The sequence below is a fragment of the Pseudomonas sp. Bout1 genome (genome assembly GCF_034314165.1).
Taxonomy (GTDB): Bacteria; Pseudomonadota; Gammaproteobacteria; order Pseudomonadales; family Pseudomonadaceae; genus Aquipseudomonas.
Map to the genome: position 1 here is coordinate 4,130,030 of NZ_JAVIWK010000001.1, position 22,208 is coordinate 4,152,237.

At 59.4% G+C, this 22,208-nt stretch carries 23 protein-coding genes; 12 read left to right on the plus strand and 11 right to left on the minus strand.

Annotated features, from left to right (window positions below; genetic code table 11):
• Positions 1-142: 142 nt before the first annotated feature.
• From RGV33_RS19170 to RGV33_RS19195, 6 genes are read right to left on the minus strand one after another with little or no spacing between them, the layout of a single operon-like run.
• On the minus strand, positions 143-1,885 hold the full coding sequence (locus RGV33_RS19170; protein ID WP_322145642.1) for an ABC transporter substrate-binding protein: 1,743 nt from the start codon (positions 1,883-1,885) through the stop codon (positions 143-145).
• A 35-nt stretch (positions 1,886-1,920) separates the two neighbouring features.
• Positions 1,921-2,193: a DUF2160 domain-containing protein gene (locus tag RGV33_RS19175; RefSeq protein WP_010173082.1), complete on the minus strand. Its 273-nt coding sequence runs from the start codon at positions 2,191-2,193 to the stop codon at positions 1,921-1,923.
• A gap of 10 nt (positions 2,194-2,203) precedes the next feature.
• Positions 2,204-3,004, minus strand: coding sequence for a carbohydrate ABC transporter permease (locus RGV33_RS19180; protein WP_008433050.1), 801 nt, complete (start codon positions 3,002-3,004; stop codon positions 2,204-2,206).
• 10 nt (positions 3,005-3,014) lie between these two features.
• On the minus strand, positions 3,015-3,881 hold the full coding sequence (locus RGV33_RS19185) for a carbohydrate ABC transporter permease (protein WP_010173085.1): 867 nt from the start codon (positions 3,879-3,881) through the stop codon (positions 3,015-3,017).
• Positions 3,878-4,975: an ABC transporter ATP-binding protein gene (locus tag RGV33_RS19190; RefSeq protein ID WP_322145643.1), complete on the minus strand. Its 1,098-nt coding sequence runs from the start codon at positions 4,973-4,975 to the stop codon at positions 3,878-3,880. Before RGV33_RS19190 ends, RGV33_RS19185 begins: the two co-directional genes overlap by 4 nt.
• Complete coding sequence (locus RGV33_RS19195; protein ID WP_322145644.1) at positions 4,975-6,069, minus strand: ABC transporter ATP-binding protein; 1,095 nt, start codon at positions 6,067-6,069, stop codon at positions 4,975-4,977. Before RGV33_RS19195 ends, RGV33_RS19190 begins: the two co-directional genes overlap by 1 nt.
• A gap of 332 nt (positions 6,070-6,401) precedes the next feature.
• Here RGV33_RS19195 and RGV33_RS19200 point away from each other — a divergent pair, with 332 nt between their 5' ends.
• The gene (locus tag RGV33_RS19200) at positions 6,402-8,246 is read left to right on the plus strand and encodes a sigma-54-dependent Fis family transcriptional regulator (protein ID WP_322145645.1); all 1,845 of its coding nucleotides are present in this window, start codon (positions 6,402-6,404) and stop codon (positions 8,244-8,246) included.
• Positions 8,247-8,359: 113 nt separating this feature from the next.
• Here the strand turns inward: RGV33_RS19200 and RGV33_RS19205 are convergent, their stop codons facing one another.
• Positions 8,360-8,971, minus strand: a complete 612-nt coding sequence (locus tag RGV33_RS19205) for a LysE family translocator (protein ID WP_322145646.1) — start codon at positions 8,969-8,971, stop codon at positions 8,360-8,362.
• A 389-nt stretch (positions 8,972-9,360) separates the two neighbouring features.
• On the opposite strand from RGV33_RS19205, the gene RGV33_RS19210 reads away from it, so the two are divergent.
• Both RGV33_RS19210 and RGV33_RS19215 read left to right on the plus strand, forming a co-directional pair.
• Positions 9,361-10,458, plus strand: a complete 1,098-nt coding sequence (locus RGV33_RS19210) for a carboxynorspermidine decarboxylase (RefSeq protein WP_322145647.1) — start codon at positions 9,361-9,363, stop codon at positions 10,456-10,458.
• 29 nt (positions 10,459-10,487) lie between these two features.
• Positions 10,488-11,732 carry a saccharopine dehydrogenase family protein gene (locus tag RGV33_RS19215; protein WP_088422458.1) on the plus strand — a complete coding sequence of 415 codons (1,245 nt, stop codon included), beginning with the start codon at positions 10,488-10,490 and terminating at the stop codon, positions 11,730-11,732.
• A 145-nt stretch (positions 11,733-11,877) separates the two neighbouring features.
• On the opposite strand, the gene RGV33_RS19220 is transcribed toward RGV33_RS19215, so the two are convergent.
• Positions 11,878-12,657 (minus strand): IclR family transcriptional regulator, encoded by a 780-nt coding sequence (locus RGV33_RS19220; RefSeq protein WP_322145648.1) that lies wholly within the window; start codon positions 12,655-12,657, stop codon positions 11,878-11,880.
• Between the two features lie 215 nt (positions 12,658-12,872).
• On the opposite strand from RGV33_RS19220, the gene RGV33_RS19225 reads away from it, so the two are divergent.
• Genes RGV33_RS19225 through RGV33_RS19240 form a run of 4 tightly spaced genes read left to right on the plus strand, consistent with a single transcriptional unit; the run spans position 12,873 to position 16,331 of the window.
• Positions 12,873-13,655, plus strand: coding sequence for an ABC transporter substrate-binding protein (locus tag RGV33_RS19225; RefSeq protein WP_322145649.1), 783 nt, complete (start codon positions 12,873-12,875; stop codon positions 13,653-13,655).
• A complete protein-coding gene (gene ehuD / locus RGV33_RS19230) occupies positions 13,652-14,320 on the plus strand; it encodes an ectoine/hydroxyectoine ABC transporter permease subunit EhuD (protein ID WP_017475082.1) in 669 nt (222 codons plus the stop codon). Before RGV33_RS19225 ends, ehuD begins: the two co-directional genes overlap by 4 nt.
• A complete protein-coding gene (locus RGV33_RS19235; RefSeq protein ID WP_322145650.1) occupies positions 14,317-15,069 on the plus strand; it encodes an amino acid ABC transporter ATP-binding protein in 753 nt (250 codons plus the stop codon). The genes ehuD and RGV33_RS19235 overlap by 4 nt, the downstream gene beginning before the upstream one ends.
• A complete protein-coding gene (locus tag RGV33_RS19240; protein ID WP_322145651.1) occupies positions 15,066-16,331 on the plus strand; it encodes an FAD-binding oxidoreductase in 1,266 nt (421 codons plus the stop codon). The genes RGV33_RS19235 and RGV33_RS19240 overlap by 4 nt, the downstream gene beginning before the upstream one ends.
• Positions 16,332-16,393: 62 nt before the next feature.
• On the opposite strand, the gene RGV33_RS19245 is transcribed toward RGV33_RS19240, so the two are convergent.
• Positions 16,394-17,080 carry a M24 family metallopeptidase gene (locus RGV33_RS19245; RefSeq protein ID WP_322145652.1) on the minus strand — a complete coding sequence of 229 codons (687 nt, stop codon included), beginning with the start codon at positions 17,078-17,080 and terminating at the stop codon, positions 16,394-16,396.
• Between the two features lie 367 nt (positions 17,081-17,447).
• Here RGV33_RS19245 and RGV33_RS19250 point away from each other — a divergent pair, with 367 nt between their 5' ends.
• Positions 17,448-17,795, plus strand: a complete 348-nt coding sequence (locus RGV33_RS19250; protein ID WP_322145653.1) for a DUF6124 family protein — start codon at positions 17,448-17,450, stop codon at positions 17,793-17,795.
• Between the two features lie 43 nt (positions 17,796-17,838).
• Here RGV33_RS19250 and glsB read toward each other — a convergent pair whose 3' ends face one another.
• Complete coding sequence (gene glsB / locus RGV33_RS19255) at positions 17,839-18,747, minus strand: glutaminase B (RefSeq protein ID WP_010171887.1); 909 nt, start codon at positions 18,745-18,747, stop codon at positions 17,839-17,841.
• Positions 18,748-18,837: 90 nt separating this feature from the next.
• Between glsB and RGV33_RS19260 the strand changes: the two genes are divergently transcribed.
• Positions 18,838-19,041, plus strand: coding sequence for a hypothetical protein (locus RGV33_RS19260; protein ID WP_322145654.1), 204 nt, complete (start codon positions 18,838-18,840; stop codon positions 19,039-19,041).
• 15 nt (positions 19,042-19,056) lie between these two features.
• On the opposite strand, the gene RGV33_RS19265 is transcribed toward RGV33_RS19260, so the two are convergent.
• Positions 19,057-19,467, minus strand: coding sequence for a hypothetical protein (locus RGV33_RS19265; protein ID WP_322145655.1), 411 nt, complete (start codon positions 19,465-19,467; stop codon positions 19,057-19,059).
• Positions 19,468-19,576: 109 nt separating this feature from the next.
• Here RGV33_RS19265 and RGV33_RS19270 point away from each other — a divergent pair, with 109 nt between their 5' ends.
• From RGV33_RS19270 to RGV33_RS19280, 3 genes are all read left to right on the plus strand, one after another.
• Complete coding sequence (locus tag RGV33_RS19270) at positions 19,577-20,428, plus strand: helix-turn-helix transcriptional regulator (protein WP_322145656.1); 852 nt, start codon at positions 19,577-19,579, stop codon at positions 20,426-20,428.
• Between the two features lie 289 nt (positions 20,429-20,717).
• Positions 20,718-21,446: a winged helix-turn-helix domain-containing protein gene (locus RGV33_RS19275; protein ID WP_322145657.1), complete on the plus strand. Its 729-nt coding sequence runs from the start codon at positions 20,718-20,720 to the stop codon at positions 21,444-21,446.
• The gene (locus tag RGV33_RS19280) at positions 21,439-22,194 is read left to right on the plus strand and encodes a hypothetical protein (RefSeq protein ID WP_322145658.1); all 756 of its coding nucleotides are present in this window, start codon (positions 21,439-21,441) and stop codon (positions 22,192-22,194) included. Before RGV33_RS19275 ends, RGV33_RS19280 begins: the two co-directional genes overlap by 8 nt.
• The last annotated feature ends 14 nt before the right edge of the window (positions 22,195-22,208 follow it).

Consider the following 22,208-nt stretch of genomic DNA (forward strand, 5'->3'; position numbering starts at 1 on the left):
GTGGGAACCGGGCTTATGTGGGAGCTGGCTTGCCTGCGATGGCATCACCGCGGTCTGACTGACAGACCGCGGTGCCTGCATCGCGGGCAAGCCCGGCTCCCACACAAATCGGGTTCCCACAGTTTGATCTACCGCGTCTGGATTATTTGCGCGCCGCCTCCCACGACTTCAGCAACTCGTTATAGCTGACCGTCTCACCCTGCGGCTTCTCATTCGCCAACTTCGGCTTCGGCGCACCCGGCTGGTCAAACCAGTATTGCGCGTCCCGTTCCTCGTTCATCTTCGGCCCGCAAATCGGCTGCACCTTGGAGCGTTCCAGGCGCGTCATGATCGCGTCCTGGTCCTTGGCCAAACCATCGAGCGCCTGCTGCGGTGTTTTCTCGCCGCTGGCTGCTTCCGAAATATGGCTCCACCACAACTGCGCCAACCGTGGATAGTCCGGCACGTTGGTGCCGGTCGGGGTCCATTCCACCCTGGCCGGGCTGCGGTAGAACTCCACCAGGCCACCGAGTTTCGGTGCCAGGTCGGTCATGGCCTGGGAGTTGATGTCGGACTCACGAATCGGCGTCAGACCCACAATGGTTTTCTTCAACGACACGGTTTTGGAGGTCACAAACTGCGCGTATAGCCAGGCCGCAAGTTTCTGCTTCTCGGGCGTCGACTTGAGGAACGTCCAGGAACCTACGTCCTGATAGCCCTTCTTCATGCCCTTTTCCCAGTAAGGCCCGACGGGCGATGGCGCCATGCGCCATTTCGGCGTGCCGTCGGCGTTCACCACCGGCAGGCCCGGTTTGGTCATGTCGGCGGTAAACGCGGTGTACCAGAAGATCTGCTGGGCGATGTTGCCCTGGGACGGCACCGGCCCGGATTCGGAGAAGGTCATGCCCGCCGCTTCCGGTGGCGCGTAGGCTTTCATCCAGTCCACGTATTTCTGCGTGGCATACACCGCCGCCGGGCCGTTGGTGTCGCCACCACGGGTCACGCTGGAGCCCACCGGGTGGCAGTCCTCCACGCGAATGCCCCACTCGTCCACCGGCAAGCCGTTGGGCAGGCCCTTGTCGCCACCACCGGCCATGGAGAACCAGGCGTCGGTGAAACGCCAGCCCAGGGACGGGTCTTTCTTGCCGTAGTCCATGTGCCCGTAGACGCGTTTGCCGTCGATCTCCTTGACGTCTTCGCTGAAGAATTTTGCGATGTCTTCGTAGGCCGACCAGTTCACCGGCACGCCGAGTTCATAGCCGTACTTCTCCTTGAACTTGGCTTTCAGGTCTGCCCGTTCAAACCAGTCGGCGCGAAACCAGTAAAGGTTGGCGAACTGCTGGTCGGGCAACTGGTAGATCTTGCCGTCCGGCGCGGTGGTAAACGAGATACCGATGAAGTCCTTGATGTCCAGGGTGGGCGAGGTGAAGTTCTTGCCTTCGTTGGCCATCAGGTCGGTGATGGATTCTGTCTTGCCATAGCGAAAGTGCGTACCAATCAAGTCGGAATCGTTGACCCAACCGTCATAGATGTTCTTGTCGGACTGCATTTGGGTTTGCAGTTTTTCCACCACGTCGCCTTCCTGCAGCAGGTCGTGGGTCAGTTTGATCCCGGTGATTTCGCTGAAGGCCTTGGCCAGAACTTTGGACTCGTACTCGTGGGTGGTGAGGGTTTCCGACACCACGTTGATCTTCATCCCACGAAACGGCTCCGCGGCCTTGATAAACCACTTCAGCTCTTCGAGCTGCTGGGCTTCGGTGAGGGTCGACGGCTTGAACTCACTGCCGATCCATTTTTTCGCAGCGTCTTCATAAGCATCCGCCCAGGCCGCAGCACTGAGCCCGCAGAGCGCCAGCACGGCCGCCAATGAAATGCTATGTCGCAGCTTATTGTTTTTATCGAACATAGAGACCTCCTGGTTTTGGGGTTCAAAAGGGGCAACTAGCCCCAGCGCATCACAGACAACAGCCACACCAGAGACAGCGCGGACGCCACCCAGATGCTCCAGCCGGTTACGCCGATCACCAACAAATGCAGGTAGGCGCTGCCGAGAAGACCGATAAACAAGCGATCACCACGGGTGGTGCTGATCGGTAACAAACCGCGCCGGGGGATACTCGGCGAGCGTAATTCCCACGTCGTCATGCCCACCAGCAGCAGGCCGATTGCGGCGAAGAACAGTGCAGTCGGGGTGGTCCAGGCCATCCATTCCATCATCGACTCCTCAGACCCGGCCCAGGGCAAAGCCCTTGGCCACGTGGTTGCGAACAAACCAGATCACCAGCATGCCCGGCAAGATGGTCAACACCCCCGCCGCTGCGAGCACGCCCCAGTCGATGCCGGAGGCCGAGACGGTACGAGTCATCACCGCCGCAATCGGCTTGGCGTTCACCGAGGTCAGCGTGCGGGCCAGCAGCAGTTCGACCCAGGAAAACATAAAGCAGAAAAACGCCGTCACGCCGATCCCCGAGCCAATCAGCGGGATAAAGATCTTCACGAAAAACTTGGGGAAGCTGTACCCGTCGATGTAGGCCGTTTCGTCGATTTCCTTGGGCACGCCAGACATGAAGCCTTCGAGAATCCACACCGCCAGCGGCACGTTGAACAGGCAATGGGCCAGGGCCACGGCGATATGCGTATCGAACAGGCCGATGGAGGAATACAGCTGGAAGAACGGCAGCAAAAACACTGCCGGTGGCGCCATGCGGTTGGTCAGCAACCAGAAGAACAGGTGCTTGTCGCCCAGGAAGCGGTAGCGCGAAAAAGCATAGGCGGCCGGCAGTGCCACACTCAGAGAAATCACCGTATTGAGGCTGACGTAGTACAGCGAGTTGAGGTAGCCGGTGTACCAGCTTGGGTCGGTAAAGATCACCTTGTAGTTGGCAAAGGTAAAATCCTGGGGAAACAGCGTCAGGCCACCGAGGATTTCGGTGTTGCTCTTGAAGGACATGTTCAGCAGCCAGTAGATAGGCACCAGCAGGAACAGGATGTAGACCAACAGTGGAATAACCTTGCGCTTGCTCATCTGGGCGGCCTCAGCGGTTGGCGTCGGAGTGGGTCATGGCGGTGTAGAACAGCCAGGACACCAACAGGATGATCAGGAAGTACACCAACGAAAACGCCGCCGCCGGGCCCAGGTCGAATTGGCCTACGGCCATCTGGGTAAGGGTCTGGCTGAGAAAGGTAGTCGCATTCCCCGGCCCGCCGCCCGTCAGCACAAACGGTTCGGTGTAGATCATGAAACTGTCCATGAAGCGCAGCATCACCGCGATCAGCAGCACGCTCTTGAGCTTCGGCAACTGGATATGTCGGAACACCGCCCAACTGGATGCACGATCAATCCGCGCCGCCTGGTAGTACACATCCGGGATCGCCCGCAGCCCCGAGAAACACAGGAGCGCCACCAGCGACGTCCAGTGCCACACGTCCATCACCAGCACCGTGACCCACGCGTCCATGGTGTTGGCCGCGTAGTTGTAGCTGATGCCCATTGCGTTGAGCGTTGAACCGAGCAGGCCGATGTCGGCGCGGCCGAAAATCTGCCAGATGGTGCCCACCACGTTCCACGGGATCAGCAGCGGAATAGCCATCACGATCAACACCAACGAGGACCAGCGGCCCTTGGTGGGCATGGTTAGCGCGATGGCAATCCCCAGCGGAATTTCGATCAACAGCACACACGCCGAATAGATGAACTGGCGCAGCAGTGAGTCATGCAGGCGCGGGTCCAGCAGCACCTGTTTGTACCAGTCGGCGCCGACGAAGTAGCGGCTGGATTGGTCGAAGATGTCCTGCACCGAGTAGTTGACCACGGTCATCATCGGGATCACCGCACTGAAAGCCACCAGCAGGAACACCGGCAATACCAGCCACCAGGCCTTGTTGTTCTGCACCTTGTTCATGGCTGCGCCTCCAGCAAGTAGTCATCGGCATACACCATCAGCCATTGCCCAGGAAAGCTGATGGACGCTTGCCCCTCGGGCACCGGTTTGTCTTCGGCCAGGCGCACTTTCAGCGGTGCGCCGTCGAGGTTGAGCGTCATGATCTTGTAGGTGCCGAGGTCTTCCACATGAGTGACTTGCGCCTGTAGCGCGTCAGGATTGTGCTCATCCCACACATGGATAAATTCCGGGCGAATACCCACCTGCAGCTTCTTGTAGGGCGCTTCGCCAATGCGCTGCTGCAATGCCTCGGGCAGCGCCAGGTGCGTGCCGGCAAAGCGCACACCGCCCGCCTCGGCCTGCACCTCGATCAGGTTCATTCCCGGGCTGCCGATAAAGTAGCCGACAAAGGTGTGGCTTGGCCGCTCGAACAATTCCCGTGGCGTGCCGAACTGCACGATTTGCCCGCCGTACATCACCGCGATCTTGTCGGCGAAGGTCGAGGCTTCCAGTTGATCGTGGGTGACGTAGACCATGGTGATGTTGAACTGTTCGTGGATCTGCTTGAGCTTGCGCCGCAGCTTCCACTTCAGGTGCGGGTCGATCACCGTCAGCGGTTCATCGAACAGGATTGCCGACACGTCATCGCGCACCAGGCCGCGGCCCATGGAGACTTTCTGTTTTTCGTCGGCGGTGAGGTTGCGGGCTTTTTTGCCCAGCAGGTTTTGCAGGTCGAGCACCTCGGCAATTTCCTGCACCTTACTGTGCACCTTCGCCTCGGCCATGCCCTGGTTTCGCAGCGGAAAGGCCAGGTTGTCGAACACCGTCATGGTGTCGTACACCACCGGGAACTGAAACACCTGGGCGATGTTGCGTTTTTCCGGGGTCAGCTCGTTGACCACCTTGGCGTCGAACAACACCTGGCCTTCGGACGGACTGAGCAGGCCGGAGATAATATTGAGCAAGGTCGACTTGCCGCAGCCCGAAGGCCCGAGCAAGGCGTAGGCGCCGCCCTGTTCCCAGACGTGGTTCATTTCGCGAATCGCGTAGTCCTCAGGGCCGGCCGGCTTGGGGCTGTAGCTGTGGGCCAGGTTTTGCAAATGGATTTCGGCCATCAGGCAACCCTCGCGACACGTCGGCCGGGGGCCTGGACCAGCCGTCCCTGGCCATCGAACACAAACAATTTATGGGTGGGGATATAGATGCGGATCGGCGCGTCCACGTCGTATTCGTGCACGCCGGGCAAATGCAGCACCAGCAGGAAGTGTTCGCTGCGCACGTGCAGGAAGGTTTCCGAGCCGCTGATCTCGGCGACTTCAACCGTCACCGCGAGCTCCAGGTCGTCGTCGTTGCTCGGCACCAGGCTGATATGGCTGGGGCGCACGCCAAAGCGGAACTCGCCCTCGCCGATGGGCCGCAGGTCCACATTCAACGGGAAGTGCACAACGTTGGCGAAGCTCACTTCATTACCGCTGATGCGCCCGGGCATCAGGTTGATCGGCGGTTCGGAAAACAGCTCGGCGGCCAACACGGTTTGCGGCTGGTGATACACCTCGGCGGCCTTGCCGCTCTGGATCACCCGGCCCTCATGCAAAATCGTGGTGGTGCCGCCCAGGGCCAGCGCTTCGTTGGGTTCGGTGGTGGCATAGATGGCGATGGTATGGCGCGCCTTGAACAGCTCGCGCATTTCCTGGCGCAGCTCTTCGCGCAGTTTGTAGTCCAGGTTCACCAGGGGCTCATCGAACAGAATCAGTTCGGCGTCCTTGACCAGCGCCCGGGCCATGGCGGTGCGTTGCTGCTGGCCGCCGGACAGTTCCAGCGGGTGGCGCTGGAGGAACTTCTCGATGCGCAGCATTTTTGCAGTTTCGAGAACCTTGCTCTGAATCTGCTCGGCAGACACACCGGCCTGGCGCAGCGGCGAGGCGATGTTCTCGAACACGGTCATGGTCGGGTAGTTGATGAACTGCTGATAGACCATCGACACGTTGCGCAAACGCACGGGCTTTTGGGTGACGTCGACGCCGTTCATCAGGATGCGCCCGCTGTCGGGTTTGTCCAGGCCGGCCATCAAGCGCATCAGGCTGGTCTTGCCGGACAGGGTGCGGCCCAGCAATACATTGAACGAACCGGCTTCGAAACGCAGGTTGGCGTCGTCGATCCAGGTCTGGCCTTCGACGACGCGAGTAACGTGCTCCAGGGTCAATGACATGACACGACCTTTTTATTATTGGAATGGTTCTGGCCAAAGCACAGAGCGAGTTCCGTGCCAAAAAGCCAAAAACCAGGTCGGTCAATGGGTTAGGCAAAAAGGCCGTTCACCTGTGAACAGAAATGAACAGTTCAGGCTGAACAACTGAACAAACGGCGGGTTGACAATGAACAGTTCTGAACAACACTTTGTAGGCGCGAGCTTGCTCGCGAAGAACTTCAGGGCGCCGCGTTCATCCTGGATGAGCGCGTTATCGTTGACGTTTTTCGCGAGCAAGCTCGCTCCTACATAGAGATAGAGCCCAGAACAACAATAAAACAAGGGTCACCGCCATGAGCACACCACTGGCGCACGATGCCATCATCCAGGACTCCTGGCGCCGCTGCCGCGCCTATGGCCTGGACCACCAGAGCACGCCGAGCTTCGACCAACTGCCCGCAGAAGGCGTCAGCCAGTTGCTCGAAAGCCAGCACTCCCTCGTGCAAACCACCCACCAGGAAGTGCTGCCGTATTACGAAAACATCCTCAGCAACTCCAACTGCCTGATCATGCTCGCCGACAACCAGGGCCAGGTGCTGACCTCGTGGGGCACCCAGCGCTTTATCGAACCCAAGCTGGCCCGTGGCTTCAGCGCTGGCGCCAGCTGGATGGAGCGTTCCAGCGGGACCAACGCCATCGGCACCGCGCTGGCCTGTGCCCAGGCGGTACATATCGAACACGACGAACACTTTCTCAAGGCCAACCGCTTCATGACCGGCTCGGCGGCACCGATCTTCGATGCGCAGCGGGAGATCATCGCGGTGCTGGATGTGTCCAGCGACAGCTACCTGCCGCCCTCCCACACCCTGGGCATGGTCAAGATGATGAGCCAGACTGTGGAGAACCGGCTGATCCTCAACCTGTTTCGCGGTGAGCATTTCCAGCTCACGTTCAACACCGGCTTGAACAACCTGGATAGCCAATGGGCGGGTTTGCTGATCTTCGATGAGAGCGGCCAGGTGCTGTCGGCCAACCGCCGCGCGGATAATCTGCTGGGTATCAGCCTGTCGCGGGTATTGATCGACAGCCTGTTCAAGGTCTCGCTGCTGGAGCTGCTCAACCAGCCCGAAGGCCTGCCCTTCTCGCTGCAGGCGGCTGGCCGCAACCGTTTCCAATGCCTGCTGAAGCGTCCGAAACAGGCACCGGTGCAGGCGCGCGTATTTGTCGAACCCCGCCAACCCAGCCAGCCCGCGCCCACAGCCATCAACCTCCAGACCCTGCACTTTGGCGATGCCCGGGTAGAAAAGGCGGTGCGCCAGGCCGAGCGCCTGCTGGAAAAAGACATACCGTTGCTGATTCATGGCGAAACCGGCGTGGGCAAGGAAGTGTTCGTCAAAGCCCTGCACCAGGCGAGTTCCCGTAGCCAACAAGCATTTATCGCCGTCAACTGCGCAGCGATTCCCGCCGAACTGGTGGAGTCGGAACTGTTCGGCTACGAAAAAGGCGCGTTCACCGGCGCCAACCAAAAAGGCAGTATCGGGCTGATCCGCAAGGCGGATAAAGGCACGCTGTTCCTCGACGAGATCGGCGACATGCCACTGCCCACCCAGGCCCGGCTGCTGCGGGTGTTGCAGGAACGCTGTGTGCAGCCTGTAGGCAGCAGCGAGTTATTCGCGGTGGACTTGCGGATCATCTCCGCCACCAACCGCTCGTTGCGCGAGCAAGTACAGCTCGGGCGTTTTCGGGAAGACCTGTATTACCGCATCGGCGGCCTGACCCTGGAACTGCCGCCGCTTCGCCAGCGCACAGATAAACAGGCGCTGTTCAAGCAGCTGTGGCAACAGCACCGGGAGCCGACGCAATGGGCCGGGTTGAGTAACGAGGTGCTGGCCCTGTTCGAGCAGCATCCGTGGCCGGGGAATCTGCGCCAGGTGAGCAGTGTGTTGCAGGTGGCGTTGGCGATGGCGCAAGAGCAGCCGATTCGGGTGGAGCATTTGCCGGATGATTTTTTTGTGGATTTGGAGCAGGAGGTGCCAGTGCCACCGGCCGATAGCCCGGATGAGTGCATGAGCCTTGCCCAACGCCTGGAAGCAGCGGGCGGCAATATCTCGCACTTGGCCCGGGAGTTGGGGGTTAGCCGCAATACCCTCTACAAACGCCTGCGGCAAAACGGGGATTGTGATCAGCAGCACAGTTAAAACAGGTGGCCGCAGGCCGGCTTGGTCGAGTTCGCCCTTCCAAAACGCTTCCTGCGCTTTTTTCAGCGATAGTGAGAAAAACTCATTTTATTCCAGATGATCACCAGATCCACTCATGATGGATGGATGTGCAGATAGAACGCCTCAAACATGAAATACGCACACATCACCAGCGCCACGCCCATCAATCGGTTGAACACGGTGAAGTAAGACTCGCGGGTAATCCGCCGCCCCAGCACCGCGCCCAGCAGCGCATAAATCCCCGGCGCACCGAAGCCGGCAAACCCCAGCAACCCCGAGACGAGCGCAATCGAGCTTGCGTAAATATGCGCCGCCGGCATCATGACACTGGTGATCGGCAGCACCACCATGATGCCCTTGGGGTTGAGCAACTGGATCAGGAAGCCGTTCCAGAACGTGAGGCTTTTTGAAGGTGCAGCCGCGTCTCCTTCCTGGGGCATGACGGTTCTGGCGGTGTAGACCTGATACGCGAGGTACAGCGTATACACGCCACCCACCAACGATATGTACGGCAGCACGCCCTGGGAGATGATCGCTTCGCCGGTGTAGCCAAACAGCAAAAACAACACCAGCAGCGCGCAGCCCACGCCGATGAAAAAGCCCAGTGAGCGGCGAAATTTTCCGGTAAGCCCGGCATTGAGCGCCATGAAATTCACCGGGCCGGGGCTGTACATCACACTGAACGCGTAGAGAAAAATATCCATCCGTTACCTCTGTCGTAGACCAATGGCGGGAGTCTACGCAGGGCATTGCGGAGCAGGCTTGAACGATTGTGTTCATGCGGTTTTGCTTACGGCTGGCCTGGCCGGAGAGCCGGATCTGCTCACGGCCCATCAGAGGGCGTTATAGTCGCTGCGTGGAACTTGGGATTGAAACAGCCTGGAAGGACTTACCAGGATAGCGGCCTGTGTGGCGCAGCTATCGCGGCCTCGTCAGGGCCCGACGGCTCCCATTGGGGGGCGCCACAGGCTGTCATATTCAAAGGGCAGCCTATAACCGGCGCAGCAAATTGCGCTGACTAACCTTTCGATCTGTCCCAAGTGCGGGCACAATGCGTGTCCTTTTTTGGCAGGCACCGCCGCAGGCTCTGAAAATGATCAAAACGCCGTACTACCTCATCGACAAACAGAAGCTTCTGGTCAACATGCAGAAGATCGCCTACGTGCGCGAGCAGTCGGGCGCCAAGGCCCTGCTGGCCCTTAAGTGCTTCGCCACCTGGTCGGTGTTTGACCTGATGCAGGAATACATGGACGGCACCACTTCGTCGTCGTTGTACGAGCTCAAGCTGGGTCGCCAGAAGTTCGAAGGTGAAGCCCACGCCTACAGCGTGGCCTGGGCCGACGATGAAATCGAAGAGATGCTGGATAACTGCGACAAGATCATCTTCAACTCCATCAGCCAGCTGCAGCGCTTTGCCGAACGCAGCGAAGGCAAGACCCGCGGCCTGCGCGTCAACCCGCAGGTGAGCAGCTCCGACTACCTGCTGGCCGACCCGGCGCGCCCGTTCAGCCGCCTGGGCGAATGGGACCCGGTGAAGATCGAAGGCGTGATCGAGCAGATCTCGGGCTTCATGTTCCACAACAACTGCGAGAACGGTGACTTCAACCTGTTCGACCAGATGCTCAACACCATCGAAGAACGCTTCGGCGCGCTGCTGCACAAGGTCAACTGGGTGAGCCTGGGCGGCGGCATCCACTTTACCGGCGAAGGCTATGCCATCGACGCTTTCTGCCAGCGCCTCAAGGCGTTCTCGCAGAAGTACGACGTGCAGGTGTACCTGGAACCCGGCGAAGCGGCGATCACCAACAGCGCCTCCCTGGAAGTGACTGTGCTCGACACCCTCTATAACGGCAAAAACCTCGCCGTGGTAGACAGCTCCATCGAAGCCCACCTGCTGGACCTGCTGATCTATCGCCTGAACGCCAAGCTGGCGCCAAGCGAGGGTGAACACACCTATATGGTGTGCGGCAAATCGTGCCTGGCCGGGGACATCTTTGGCGAATACCAATTTGATCAGCCGCTGGCCATCGGCGATCGACTGTCGTTCATCGACACCGCAGGCTACACCATGGTCAAGAAAAACTGGTTCAACGGCCTGAAAATGCCGTCCATCGTAGTGAAACAACTCGACGGTACAGTCGAAGTGGTTCGTGAATTTGGTTACGACGACTACCTGTCCAGCCTTTCGTAAAGCGGACAGATAAAGGAGAGATAAAGCAATTGAAAAAGAACGTTCTTATCATTGGTGCAGGAGGTGTCGCCAAGGTGGTGGCCCACAAGTGCGCGCAGCACAACGACGAACTCGGTCGTATTGCTATCGCGTCGCGCAACATCTCCAAATGCCAGGCCATCATCGCAAGCGTCAAGGCCAAGGGTAGCCTCAAGGTACCCGCCGAGATTCAAGCCTTCGCGCTGAACGCTTTGGACGTGGAAGCGACCAAGGCACTGATCCGCGAAACCGAATCGCAGATCGTCATCAACGTCGGTTCCGCGTTCCTCAACATGTCGGTGCTGCGTGCCTGCATCGACACCGGCGTTGCGTACCTCGACACCGCCATCCACGAAGAGCCGGGCAAGGTCTGCGAGACCCCGCCGTGGTACGGCAACTACGAGTGGAACCACCTGGAAGAGTGCAAACAGAAGAACATCACGGCCATCCTCGGCGTGGGCTTCGACCCGGGTGTGGTCAACGCTTATGCAGCGCTGGCGCAACAAAAGCATTTTGACCGCATTGATTCGATCGACATTCTCGACGTCAATGCCGGCTCCCACGGCAAATATTTCGCCACCAATTTCGACCCGGAAATCAACTTCCGCGAATTCACCGGGCAGGTGTGGAGCTGGCAGAACAGCCAGTGGACCAGCAACACCATGTTCGAAGTCAAACGCACCGACGACCTGCCTGTGGTCGGTTCGCAGAACCTGTACCTGACCGGCCACGATGAAGTGCACTCGCTGTCGAAAAACCTCGACGTGCCCAACGTGCGTTTCTGGATGAGCTTCGGCGAACACTACATCAACGTGTTCACCGTACTGAAAAACCTCGGCCTGCTCTCCGAAAAACCGGTCACCACCGCCGAAGGCCTGGAAGTCGTACCGCTGAAACTGGTCAAGGCCGTGCTGCCCGACCCGTCGTCGCTGGCGCCGGGCTACACCGGCAAGACCTGCATCGGCGACCTGGTCAAGGGCACCAAGGATGGTCAGCCGCGCGAGCTGTTCATCTACAACGTGGCCTGCCACGAAGAAGCCTTTGCCGAAACCGACAGCCAAGGCATTTCCTACACCGCAGGGGTTCCGCCGGTAGCCGCGGCGCTGCTGGTTGCCCGTGGCGAGTGGGATGTGAAGCACATGGCCAACGTCGAGGAACTGCCGGCGGAACCGTTCCTCAAAGCGCTGGACGTGATGGGCTTGCCGACTCGGATTAAAGACGAGAATGGTGATCGTGCCTGGGATGCGATTGCCTGATAGGCGATAGTTGACCGAACAAAAAAATGCGCCCTCAGGGGCGCATTTTTTGTTGGGGCCAACCCAAACCTCAACAATGAAAATCAAATGTGGGAGCTGGCTTGCCTGCTCCCACACTGATCGTGTTGTTTGTTCGTTAGTTTATCTATTCAAGATTGCGCGCCGAATTGCTCAACGCCCTTGAACACTGCAACAACGCCGGCGCCAACTGCTTCTCGGCATCCGCCCGGCTCCAGCGACTGGTCGGCGCCACCACGTGCACCGCCGCCACCGGCCGGCCATTTGCCCCCAGCACCGGCGCGCCAATGGTCATGTCGCCCAGGAACAGCTCCTGGCCATTCACCGCATAGCCCTGCTCGCGCACCTGCTGCAACGACTCCATGATCCTGTCGACCTCAGTCAACGTCTGACTGGTATGCGCCACCCGCTGGCTGTGCTCGATCAACGCCAGCGCCTCATCCTGCGGCAACGCACTCAAATACGCCCGGCCCGACGCCGTGCAGTACATCGGCACCCGCGAGCCAATCGGCATGTGCACCGGCACAAAGCCTGAGCTGACAAACCGCGCGATATAGGTCATGTCGTATCCCGCAGGCTCCGTCAGGCAGGAGGTTTCTCCCGTCAGCCGGGTCAACTCCGAGAGGAACGGGTTGGCCACCTCAATCAGCGAATGCGCATCCAGATAACTGAAGCCCAACTCCAGCACCCGCGGTGTGAGTTGGTAATGGCGGGTGCGCGAGTGTTTCCGAAGGTAACCCAGACTCTCCAGGGTAAACACCATGCGCTGGGCCGAGCTTTTGGTCATGCCAGCGGCCTCGGCCACCTCTGCAAGGCTCATGCTGCGGCGCTGGGCGCTGAATGCCTTGAGCACCGACAGGCCTTTTTCCAGGGATTGGTTGTGCAAGCTGTTGCGTTCTTCAGGCATGGCGGACTCGCGGTCAGGTCGATCAAGCGTGGCGATATTTCTACACCAAACTGCGAAATTCGACCACTTAAAATCGCATATCGATACGAAAGGTTCATTTTGTCGATTTTCTGTGCCGCTAAACGATTTTATTGAATCGAAATGGCACAGAGCTTGCGGTTTCGACTCCAGCCGCTTGCGCTACTGACGATCCGTTTTCCTTCTGGAGTAACCCGATGAACAGTCTTTCGCCCTTGTTTCGCCGCCTCGCCTTCGGTCTTTGCGCCACCTTTTGCGTGGCCACCGTGCACGCTGCCGGTGCGGCCTCGTACAAAGTCGGTGCAACGGCCAGCGGTTCGCCGTTTACCTTCCTCGACATCAAGAGCAACAGCATCCAGGGCGTGATGGTCGACGTCGCCAATGCCGTGGGCAAGGCCGGTGGCTTTACCAGCGAAATCGAGCAGACCAACTTTGCCGCGCTGATCCCGTCCCTGACCTCCGGCAAACTCGACTTCATCGCCGCCGGCATGCTCAAGACCCCGGAACGCGCCCAGGTGGTGGACTTCAGCGCGCCCGTGTATGCGTACGGTGAAGGGCTGATCATTAGCGAAGACGACAACGCAGCCTATCCCGACCTCAGTTCCTTGAAGGAACAGGTGGTGGGCGTGCAAGCCGGCACGATCTTCTACGACATGCTCAACAAGCTGGGCATCTTCAAGGAAATCCGCACCTATGACTCCATCGGCGAAATGGTCCGCGACCTGAGCCTGGGCCGCATCAAGGCTGCGGTGGGCGACCAACCCGTGGTCGCGTATCAGATCCGCCAGAAACTGTTCAAAGGCGTGAAACTCGCCGCCGACTACACGCCGGTCAACGTCGGCGAGGTGTGCCTGGTGGTGCGCAAGGGCGACAGCGAAACCCTCGCACGCCTGAACCAGGCCATCGCCAGCATCAAGGCCGACGGTACCCTGGAGGCGATCCTCAAGAAGTGGGGGCTTGATGCCCAGGTGCAGCCATGAACCCGGCTGAGTTCCTGCAAAACGCCCGGGATTTCCTGCCGATCCTGCTTCAGGGCGCGTGGGTGACAATCCAGATTACCGTGCTGTCATTCCTGCTCAGCAGCGCCATCGGCCTGGTGCTGGCTCTGCTCAAGCTGTCGCCGATCCGTGCGCTGTCGTGGGCAGCGAGCACGGTGATCAACGTGATTCGCGGCCTGCCGATCATCGTGCAGCTGTTCTACATCTACTTCGTGTTGCCGGACATGGGCGTGCACCTCAGCGCCTTCCAGGCGGGTGTGATCGGCATGGGCATCGCCTACTCGGCGTACCAGGCGGAGAACTTTCGTACCGGCATCATCGCCGTCGAACAAGGCCAGCGCGAAGCCGCCGAAGCCCTGGGGATGCGCTCGGTGCTGATGATGCGCCGGGTGATCCTGCCCCAGGCGTTTCGCATCGCCCTGCCGCCTTACGGCAACACCCTGGTGATGATGCTCAAGGACTCATCCTTGGTGTCGACCATCACCGTGGCCGAGATGACGCGCCAAGGCCAACTGATCGCCTCGTCGACCTTCCAGAACATGACCGTCTACACCCTGGTCGCCCTGCTCTACCTGCTGATGAGCCTGCCGCTGGTGTATGGCCTGCGCCGCATGGAACAGCACCTGGGCCGGAGGAAAAAAGCATGATCAAGATTCGCCAGCTGCAAAAACACTACGGCACCCATCGCGTGCTGCACGGCGTCGACCTGGACGTGGCCAAAGGTGAGGTGGTATGCCTGATCGGCCCCTCCGGCTCGGGCAAATCCACCTTGCTGCGCTGCATCAACGCCTTGGAAGCCTACGACGGCGGCACCATCAGCGTGTTCGGTGAAACCGTGCAACGCAGCAGCAAGACCGTGCATGCACTGCGCAGCCGCATGGGCATGGTGTTCCAGCGCTTCAACCTGTTCCCCCACCGCACCGTGCTGGAAAACGTGATGGAAGGCCCGGTGTACGTCAAACGCGAACCGCTGAAACAAGCCCGCGAAGAAGCCCTGGCGCTGCTGGACAAAGTCGGCCTGTCAGCCAAGGCCGATGCCTACCCGGAACAACTCTCCGGCGGCCAGCAGCAACGGGTGGCCATCGCCCGCGCCCTCGCCATGAAGCCCGATGCGATGCTGTTCGACGAACCCACCTCGGCCCTTGACCCGGAACTGGTGGGCGATGTGCTGGAGGTGATGCGCACCCTGGCCGATGAGGGCATGACCATGATTGTGGTAACCCACGAAATGGGTTTTGCCCGCGAAGTGGCCGACCGTGTGTGCTTCCTGCACGGCGGCTACATCGTGGAAAGCGGGCCCGCCGAACAAGTGCTGGGCAACCCGCAACAGCCGCGTACCCAGGACTTTCTGCGCCGTGTGCTGCACCCGTCGGCCAACACCCGGAGCCTGTCATGAAGTCACTCTGGGCGGCGACCGCGCCGGCTGCACCGACGACACCCGCGCTGGCTGAATCATTGAAGGTGGACGTGGCCATCGTCGGCGCCGGGTATACCGGGTTGTCCACGGCCCTGCACCTGGCCGAGCGTGGCGTGAGCGTGTGCGTGCTGGAAGCCCACGAGCCCGGCTGGGGCGCGTCCGGGCGCAATGGTGGGCAGGTCAACCCGACCCTCAAATACGACCCGGACCAACTGGTGCAGAGGTACGGTGCCGAACGCGCCGAGCCGCTGATCCACAGCGTGTCCAACTCTGCCGACCTGGTGTTCAACCTGATCGAGCGCCATGGCATCGACTGTGCGCCCACCCGCAAGGGCTGGATGCAGGTTTCCTATTGCGAAAAAGGCGTGGCGGGCCTGCATGCCCGGGCCGAACAGTGGGAGCGCCGTGGGGTGGCGGTGCAGCGCCTGGATGCCAGCGCGGTGTCCACTCGCATGGGCAGCCAGGCGTTTGCCGGTGGCTGGCTGGACGGCCGCGCGGGCGCCATTCAACCGCTGGCCTATGCACGCGGGCTGGTGCGCGCCGCGCAGGCGGCGGGCGTGCGTATTTACGGGAAAAGCGCAGTGACCGCGATGCAGCAGGCAGGCGCCGGCTGGAAATTGCAGACCGCCAGCGGTGCACAGGTGTCGGCCGGCCAAGTGGTATTGGCCACCAACGGCTACAGCGGCGACTTGTGGCCCGGCATGGCCCAGAGCGTGCTGGCGGCCAACAGTTTTATCGTCGCCACCCGGCCCTTGAGCGGGCCTGCGGCCGAGAGCATTTTGCCGGGGCAAGAAACCGTCTCAACCGCCCAACGCCTGCTGCTGTACTTTCGCAAGGACGCCCGCGGTCGCCTGCTGATGGGTGGGCGCGGGCTGTTCAACGACCCCACCGGGCCGGCGGACTTTGCGCACCTGGAACGCTCGCTGGGGTTGTTGTTTCCGCAGTTGGGCAAGCTGGAGTTCGAGTATCGCTGGGCGGGGCGGATCGCGATCACCCGGGACTTTATGCCCCACGTCCACGAGCCTGCACCGGGGCTTACCCTGGCGCTGGGCTGCAACGGGCGCGGCATTGCCTTGTGCACCAGCCTGGGCCAGCAACTGGCGGGACGTTTATGTGACAGCCGCTCGGACTTCGCTTACCCGGTAACGCCTTTGCAGCGGTTGCCACTGCATGGTTTGCAACGCTTCTACATCGGTGCGGGTGTGGCGTGGTACAGCCTGCTGGACCGCCTATCCCTGTAGGAGCGAGCCTGCTCGCGAAATACCCAAAGGCGCCGTGTTTCCTCAGGAGACCGGCGCCTTCGTCAAAGCTCGCAGACCGCTCCCTCATCACTGAAGAAATAGATATTTTCATGCTTGTAGCCCCAGCGACCGCCTCGCTCGCGAATATGAGGCTCGAAGGTGAAGCACGTCACCTCTTCAAGGCGCCGGTGATTGCCTGCCTCGATATAGAGCCTCTGGTCCCGCTGTTCGCAGATGCTGTGGCCGACGTTGCCCGCGAAATCGAGGTTCTCGAAACCCTCGGAGGCGATCAGGTCATTGGCGAACGCATGCAAATCATTGAACGTGGTCCCGGGCCGGGCGAATGTGCGCATCATCGCGTGTAAACGGTGCTCCACTTCATAGCCCTTGCTGAACTCCGTCCCCGTCGGCACCGCCCGGCACACACCCTCCTCCACATAGAAAGAGCGGGCGCAATCGCCCCACGCATTGCCGGAGCGTGGGCTCAAATCCACGGTGATCAGATTGTGCAAACCGACCGTTTCGTCACTTGGCCGATAGTCGCGGCCCGACAACGAAAGCGCACTGCGTGAACCCAGTAATACGAAGGCGGGGCAGTCGTAATACCAGGTCTCCGGGTAGCCGGATTTCGCGAGCATCTGCGCCGCCATTTGGGCGATGGACGCCTCGGTCGAAGCGGGCGTGATATGCGTCACGAGCTGCTGCAACACCGACTTGGCGGCGGCCTGGACGACACGATTGGGCAACATGGACCGTCTCTGACTGATGGGTGATTGCGTCGATAGTATCAGCACCCTGCTCAATGACAGGGAGGCGTGCTCGGATTTTTCCGACAACTTTTTCAGGTTGTCGGTCGGACTCGGGCTGACTAACCTCCCGCAGTCGCTGCCAATTCAGCGACCGGATTTGACCGTCCGCAACCATAGAACAACTGCGCCAAAACCGAGCTTGGGCGTTTTTTTTACGCCTGATGTATTGTGTCGCGGCAGCTGTACGCGGGATACCTTCGGGTATGCCGGTTTTGTTCTTTGGGCCGGTCGGTCAACCCGCGTATAGCTGCCACCCTAATCGTTTGACCGCGAATAGTGGCAGCTCCATTCACAAAGGAGCTTCACCATGATTAAAGACAGTCCAAATCCCCCAAATCATGCCGACCGGCTTCAAGAAGCCGCTTACCGCGCCATCCACCACTATCTGAAACCTGACGCCCAACCCCAACCGCCTGAACCCACCGAGCTACCGTTCGATGGATTATTTACCGTGCGTAAGGACCTGGACACAGAAACCTTGCTGGCCAATGCCTCGCAGGACCTGGCGTCGATCAATGTCATCGCCGCTCACCTGGCCTTCGAAGTCGACGGCACCCAACGCAATGTGGCGCTGGGCATTTGCCGGATGCTGGAAGGTGTGCAGATGCTGGTCGACAAAGCGCTGGATAGATGCACGGAAACCTGCCCGCGCTAATGATCGTAATGATTGCTCCCACACGCGTGGGAGCGATCAAGCCCTAGAACACCGACCACCCAATCCGCTCACTCAACAACTCCAACGCCTTCATCCCCGCCAACGAATTGCCCGCCGCATTCAACTCCGGCGACCAGACGCACACCGTAAATTGCCCCGGCACCACCGCGAGAATCCCGCCGCCTACCCCGCTCTTGCCCGGCAAGCCAACGCGATACGCAAAATTACCCGCCTCGTCATACAGCCCACTGGTGGCCATGATCGAGTTCACTTGCTTGGTCTGGCGCGCCGTCAGAATCTGCTCGCCGCTGTGGGTGCACACCCCTTCATTCGCCAGGAAGCAAAACGCCTTGGCCAGGTCCAGGCAGCTCATCTGCAACGCGCAGTAGTTGAAGTAGCTGTGCAACACCGCGTCCACGTCGTTGTGGAAGTTGCCGAACGACTTCATCAGGTACGCCATGGCCGCATTGCGCGCACCGTGCTGGGCTTCGGATTCAGCCACGACGCTGTTGACCAGGATCTGCGGGTTGCCCGACAGCCTCCGCACGAAGTCGCGCATGGACAGGATCGGCACGGCAAAGCGCGATTGGTTGATGTCGCAGATCACCAGCGCACCGGCATTGATAAACGGGTTGCGTGGCCGCCCCCGTTCAAATTCCAGCTGCACCATGGAGTTGAACGGCTGCCCCGACGGTTCATGGCCCAGCCGCTCCCAGATACTTTCGCCACCATGGTCGATGGCCTGCACCAGGCTGAACACTTTGGAAATGCTTTGTACGGAGAACAAGGTGTGAGCATCGCCCGCGCAGTAGAACGAGCCGTCATTGCCATACACGGCAATGCCCAGTTGCTGCGCCGGTACATCGGCCAGTGCGGGGATGTAGTCGGCGACCTTGCCGAGGCCGATCAGTGGGCGAACTTCGTCGAGGATCGACTCCAGCAGGGCCTGCATGTTGTGTTCTGGCATGGTTTGGGAATAGTTGTTGAGCGGGGCGCGCAGGATACCTGAAACACCGGGGCCAGGCAGGCTGCTGGTGCAAAGATGGACGCTGCTCAGACCGTGCTATATCTTCGGGCCGCCGCCGGCCTAGGCGAAAAAACACGAAAGAGTGGAACGTTGAAGATGCGGGACGCTTTGAGAGGACGAAGCTTTGCGGTGCTGATGGGCATTGCGTTTATCGCATCCGCCAACAAAGGCGTGCAGGAGTTGCAACACGCAAAGAAAATCCAGTGTGGAGCTGAATAAAGCCGCGCCCCCGACTCAATAGTGCGCCACATCCGACACCTGGGTATCCAGCACGTCCCGCGCCAATGCCCAGGCCTGATCCGTGGATTCCACCACCAGCAGCGGGTAGCCCCACGCCTTGGCGAACATCACCGCAAACGGTTTGAGTGCCAGGCGCTTGGCCGCGCTGGGCTCCACTTGAATCATGCCTTTGACGAACGCACGCAAGGCCACCTTGTGCTTCTTCATCCAGATCGAAGCCTGTTTACGTTCTTCGTGGGAGTGCTGGTGAGTGCTTTCATCCACGGCTTTTTCGTGCAGCAGGATGAAGGGTTTCTCACCCAGCAACAACGCCTCGAACGCGGCAAAGGTATCTGGCGGTGGTGTGTCGCTGGGGGCATCAAACACGATTTTCACCACGGGGAATGTTGAACTGTCGAGTTGCATGGCAAGCTCCTTTAACGAGAATAGTTCTCATAATAGCCATGCAATCGCTGGACGCCATTGCGCAAAATGGCCAGAATATTTCGCATTCCAGCCAAGGCACCCCGCCGCCATGTACAACCATCGCCTCGAAACCCGCGACCCGTTGCGCCCGGCCCTGGCCGATGCGATTCCCCGTGCCGTGGTCGCGGTGAGCGCCTCAAGCACCTGCGCCAGTTGGGAGCATGCGCCGCACCAACACCGCAAAGGCCAGTTGATGTACACCTTGCGCGGCGTGATTCACTGCGTCATCGAAGAGGGCATCTGGATCGTGCCGCCCCAGTGCGCGCTGTGGATTCCCGGCGGCCTTTCCCATGCTGCACGCGGCTGCGGCGCAGCGGATGTGTACTGCTTGCTGGTCGACCCCGACGCCGCCGGTGCCCTGCCCCGGCAATGTTGCACGCTGGGTGTATCGCCGTTGTTACACGAGTTGATCAGCAAGGCCGTTAGCTTCCCGGCGCTGTATGACACCGAAGGCGCCCAGGGCCGGTTGGTGGCCACCCTGCTGGACGAACTGGCGCTGGCGCCGATCGAGGCCCTGCACCTGCCCATGCCGCGGGACATTCGGCTCAGGCGCCTGGCCGACAGTTTGCTGGCCAACCCCAGCGACAAAGCCACCCTGGGCGAATGGGCAGCCCGCATCGGCATGAGCGAGCGCAGCATGACGCGGTTGTTGCTGGAGGAAATCGGCCTGAGTTTTGGCCGTTGGCGCCGGCAGTTGCATGTGATCCTGTCCCTGCAACGCCTGGCCAAAGGCCAAAGTGTGCAGACGGTAGCGCTGGACCTGGGCTATGAGAACGCCAGCGGCTTTATCACGATGTTCCGCAAGGCCATCGGCAAACCTCCGGCACGCTACCTGGCCGATCGCACGGGCACAGCCGAGCACACAACCCCCGCTATCGCCTTGCTGGATTATTATAAATAGCGGCGTATAAGCATTTTTAGAGCTTAATGACTAGAAGGGTTAAATCATTCCAGCCAAAAAAATCAACCCGGCCTAAAATACTTATCACGCACTAAAAAATTGCACTAGCATATGAGTACTCCCGTGCAAAAACCCGCTTTCAACACCCGCCAGAAACCGCCTTACCCCCCGCGAATAAAGTGCCGAATGTTAAAATTTGTCACGTTTTGACGTATTCAATTCGATTAACATCTAAACGCCTGCAGCGATTGAATTGACGGCCTCGCATGCCGGAAAAGGGAGCAACGTGATGCATTTTTCCAACGTCCTCGCTATTGCTCGGACCCCATCGAAATCCGAGGACTTCAGCGAGCTTATAGTTCGTACTGTACCGAAAAATCTAAAAGTCGATACACGCTCCTACGGCCAACTAATCGGCCCCTATGAAAGCCATGGACATTACCGTGCCATCATCATAGAGATCGATACCCCCTCTGCCAGCACCCAAACGCTGGACATTATAAAAAAAACCAGATCCGAAAACCCTGGCAGCACCATTTTCCTGGTCGTTACCTTTGCCACTACATTGAGTAAAACCAAATACTATCTCGCCGGTGCCGATTACTGCATAAAGGTCGTTGAAAGCTCGCCCGAGAAAAAACTCGCGCTGTTCACCGCGTTCCTCAGCGAGACGTACTGGCTAAGTAATACTGATTTGCTACTGGACCAGGATCGCATGTGCATCTACGGGGGCGGCAAAAAGCTGGAAGTGTCCTTTGTCGAAATGAAAGTACTCGAAGCGCTTATTTATAATCGTTTACTGAGCCATGATGAAATTGCTGCCGTGATGGGCCTCAATACACGGTTCTATGACTCCAGGGCACTCGAAAAGTCCATTAGCCGCCTGCGTGGCAAAATCAAATCGCATTATGGAAGCAATATAATCCAAAGCATTCGAGGTTATGGCTACAAACTAAGCAGGGGACTTGCCTCGGTTAACCATGTGCAACCCGTCAAGGAGCGGCCAACCCGTGAATAATGCGACCCGGTTGCTTGCAGCGCCAGTCGATTTCACGTTTTCGCGGCAAGCGATACTGGGACGAAATTGTGCGTTATGGGGCAGTGAGATTCGGGTGCACGCCGAGCATGTTCTTGAGGGGCTGACTGACGACGCGTGCCCTCTTTACTGCGAACAACTTAAAGACGCCTACAGGGGCGCGCTGCACTACACCCAGCCGAACGCCTTTGCCCGCGAAAGACAACGTTTGCGTGTGGAACAAAGCCCAAGGCTTCACACGTTTTTGCGTATAGAACAAGCCTTATTGATGAACGACGCCTTGCTGCAAGAAATCATCAGTACTTCAAACACCCTGGAAAAACGCAAACATCAACTTATTGTCAGCATTGACAATACACTGGATACGCTGCCCGGCCCGGCAGCGCGCCGCAGCATGATTCGCCAGCTCTATAGCCTGAAAGACCAAAGCAACCTGAAACTTGCTTATAACAATTACACACTGGATACAAAAAACACCGACCTGCTGACTGACTTGAGTCTTTATGACTATATAAAAATGCCCTTTCCAGACTCCGCCATAAGGCTCAGTCTGAACACGCGCTCGGGCCTGTTCGACCGGCTTTACGACCAGATGCTGGGGCTGATGAGCACCACCCGGGTCTCGTTTATCGCCGACAACGTCGAGCATGCCGACAGCGCGCTTCTCGCCCGACGCTTGCCTTTTGACTACTTTCAGGGCGCCTACTTCTCCCCTGCTGATAGTTTGTGAACCCCCGTACTTTC

What these genes read in the sequence shown, in the direction of transcription:
- RGV33_RS19235 (WP_322145650.1), top strand. Translation starts at nt 14,317, where the DNA reads ATGATCAAGATTCGCCAGCTGCAAAAACACTACGGCACCCATCGCGTG.
- RGV33_RS19275 (WP_322145657.1), top strand. Translation starts at nt 20,718, where the DNA reads ATGCATTTTTCCAACGTCCTCGCTATTGCTCGGACCCCATCGAAATCC.
- RGV33_RS19195 (WP_322145644.1), bottom strand. Translation starts at nt 6,069, where the DNA reads ATGTCATTGACCCTGGAGCACGTTACTCGCGTCGTCGAAGGCCAGACC.
- RGV33_RS19175 (WP_010173082.1), bottom strand. Translation starts at nt 2,193, where the DNA reads ATGGAATGGATGGCCTGGACCACCCCGACTGCACTGTTCTTCGCCGCA.
- RGV33_RS19220 (WP_322145648.1), bottom strand. Translation starts at nt 12,657, where the DNA reads ATGCCTGAAGAACGCAACAGCTTGCACAACCAATCCCTGGAAAAAGGC.
- ehuD (WP_017475082.1), top strand. Translation starts at nt 13,652, where the DNA reads ATGAACCCGGCTGAGTTCCTGCAAAACGCCCGGGATTTCCTGCCGATC.
- RGV33_RS19260 (WP_322145654.1), top strand. Translation starts at nt 18,838, where the DNA reads ATGGACGCTGCTCAGACCGTGCTATATCTTCGGGCCGCCGCCGGCCTA.
- RGV33_RS19170 (WP_322145642.1), bottom strand. Translation starts at nt 1,885, where the DNA reads ATGTTCGATAAAAACAATAAGCTGCGACATAGCATTTCATTGGCGGCC.
- RGV33_RS19240 (WP_322145651.1), top strand. Translation starts at nt 15,066, where the DNA reads ATGAAGTCACTCTGGGCGGCGACCGCGCCGGCTGCACCGACGACACCC.
- RGV33_RS19200 (WP_322145645.1), top strand. Translation starts at nt 6,402, where the DNA reads ATGAGCACACCACTGGCGCACGATGCCATCATCCAGGACTCCTGGCGC.
- RGV33_RS19250 (WP_322145653.1), top strand. Translation starts at nt 17,448, where the DNA reads ATGATTAAAGACAGTCCAAATCCCCCAAATCATGCCGACCGGCTTCAA.
- RGV33_RS19225 (WP_322145649.1), top strand. Translation starts at nt 12,873, where the DNA reads ATGAACAGTCTTTCGCCCTTGTTTCGCCGCCTCGCCTTCGGTCTTTGC.
- RGV33_RS19210 (WP_322145647.1), top strand. Translation starts at nt 9,361, where the DNA reads ATGATCAAAACGCCGTACTACCTCATCGACAAACAGAAGCTTCTGGTC.
- RGV33_RS19185 (WP_010173085.1), bottom strand. Translation starts at nt 3,881, where the DNA reads ATGAACAAGGTGCAGAACAACAAGGCCTGGTGGCTGGTATTGCCGGTG.
- RGV33_RS19180 (WP_008433050.1), bottom strand. Translation starts at nt 3,004, where the DNA reads ATGAGCAAGCGCAAGGTTATTCCACTGTTGGTCTACATCCTGTTCCTG.
- RGV33_RS19245 (WP_322145652.1), bottom strand. Translation starts at nt 17,080, where the DNA reads ATGTTGCCCAATCGTGTCGTCCAGGCCGCCGCCAAGTCGGTGTTGCAG.
- RGV33_RS19190 (WP_322145643.1), bottom strand. Translation starts at nt 4,975, where the DNA reads ATGGCCGAAATCCATTTGCAAAACCTGGCCCACAGCTACAGCCCCAAG.
- RGV33_RS19270 (WP_322145656.1), top strand. Translation starts at nt 19,577, where the DNA reads ATGTACAACCATCGCCTCGAAACCCGCGACCCGTTGCGCCCGGCCCTG.
- RGV33_RS19265 (WP_322145655.1), bottom strand. Translation starts at nt 19,467, where the DNA reads ATGCAACTCGACAGTTCAACATTCCCCGTGGTGAAAATCGTGTTTGAT.
- RGV33_RS19205 (WP_322145646.1), bottom strand. Translation starts at nt 8,971, where the DNA reads ATGGATATTTTTCTCTACGCGTTCAGTGTGATGTACAGCCCCGGCCCG.
- glsB (WP_010171887.1), bottom strand. Translation starts at nt 18,747, where the DNA reads ATGCAGGCCCTGCTGGAGTCGATCCTCGACGAAGTTCGCCCACTGATC.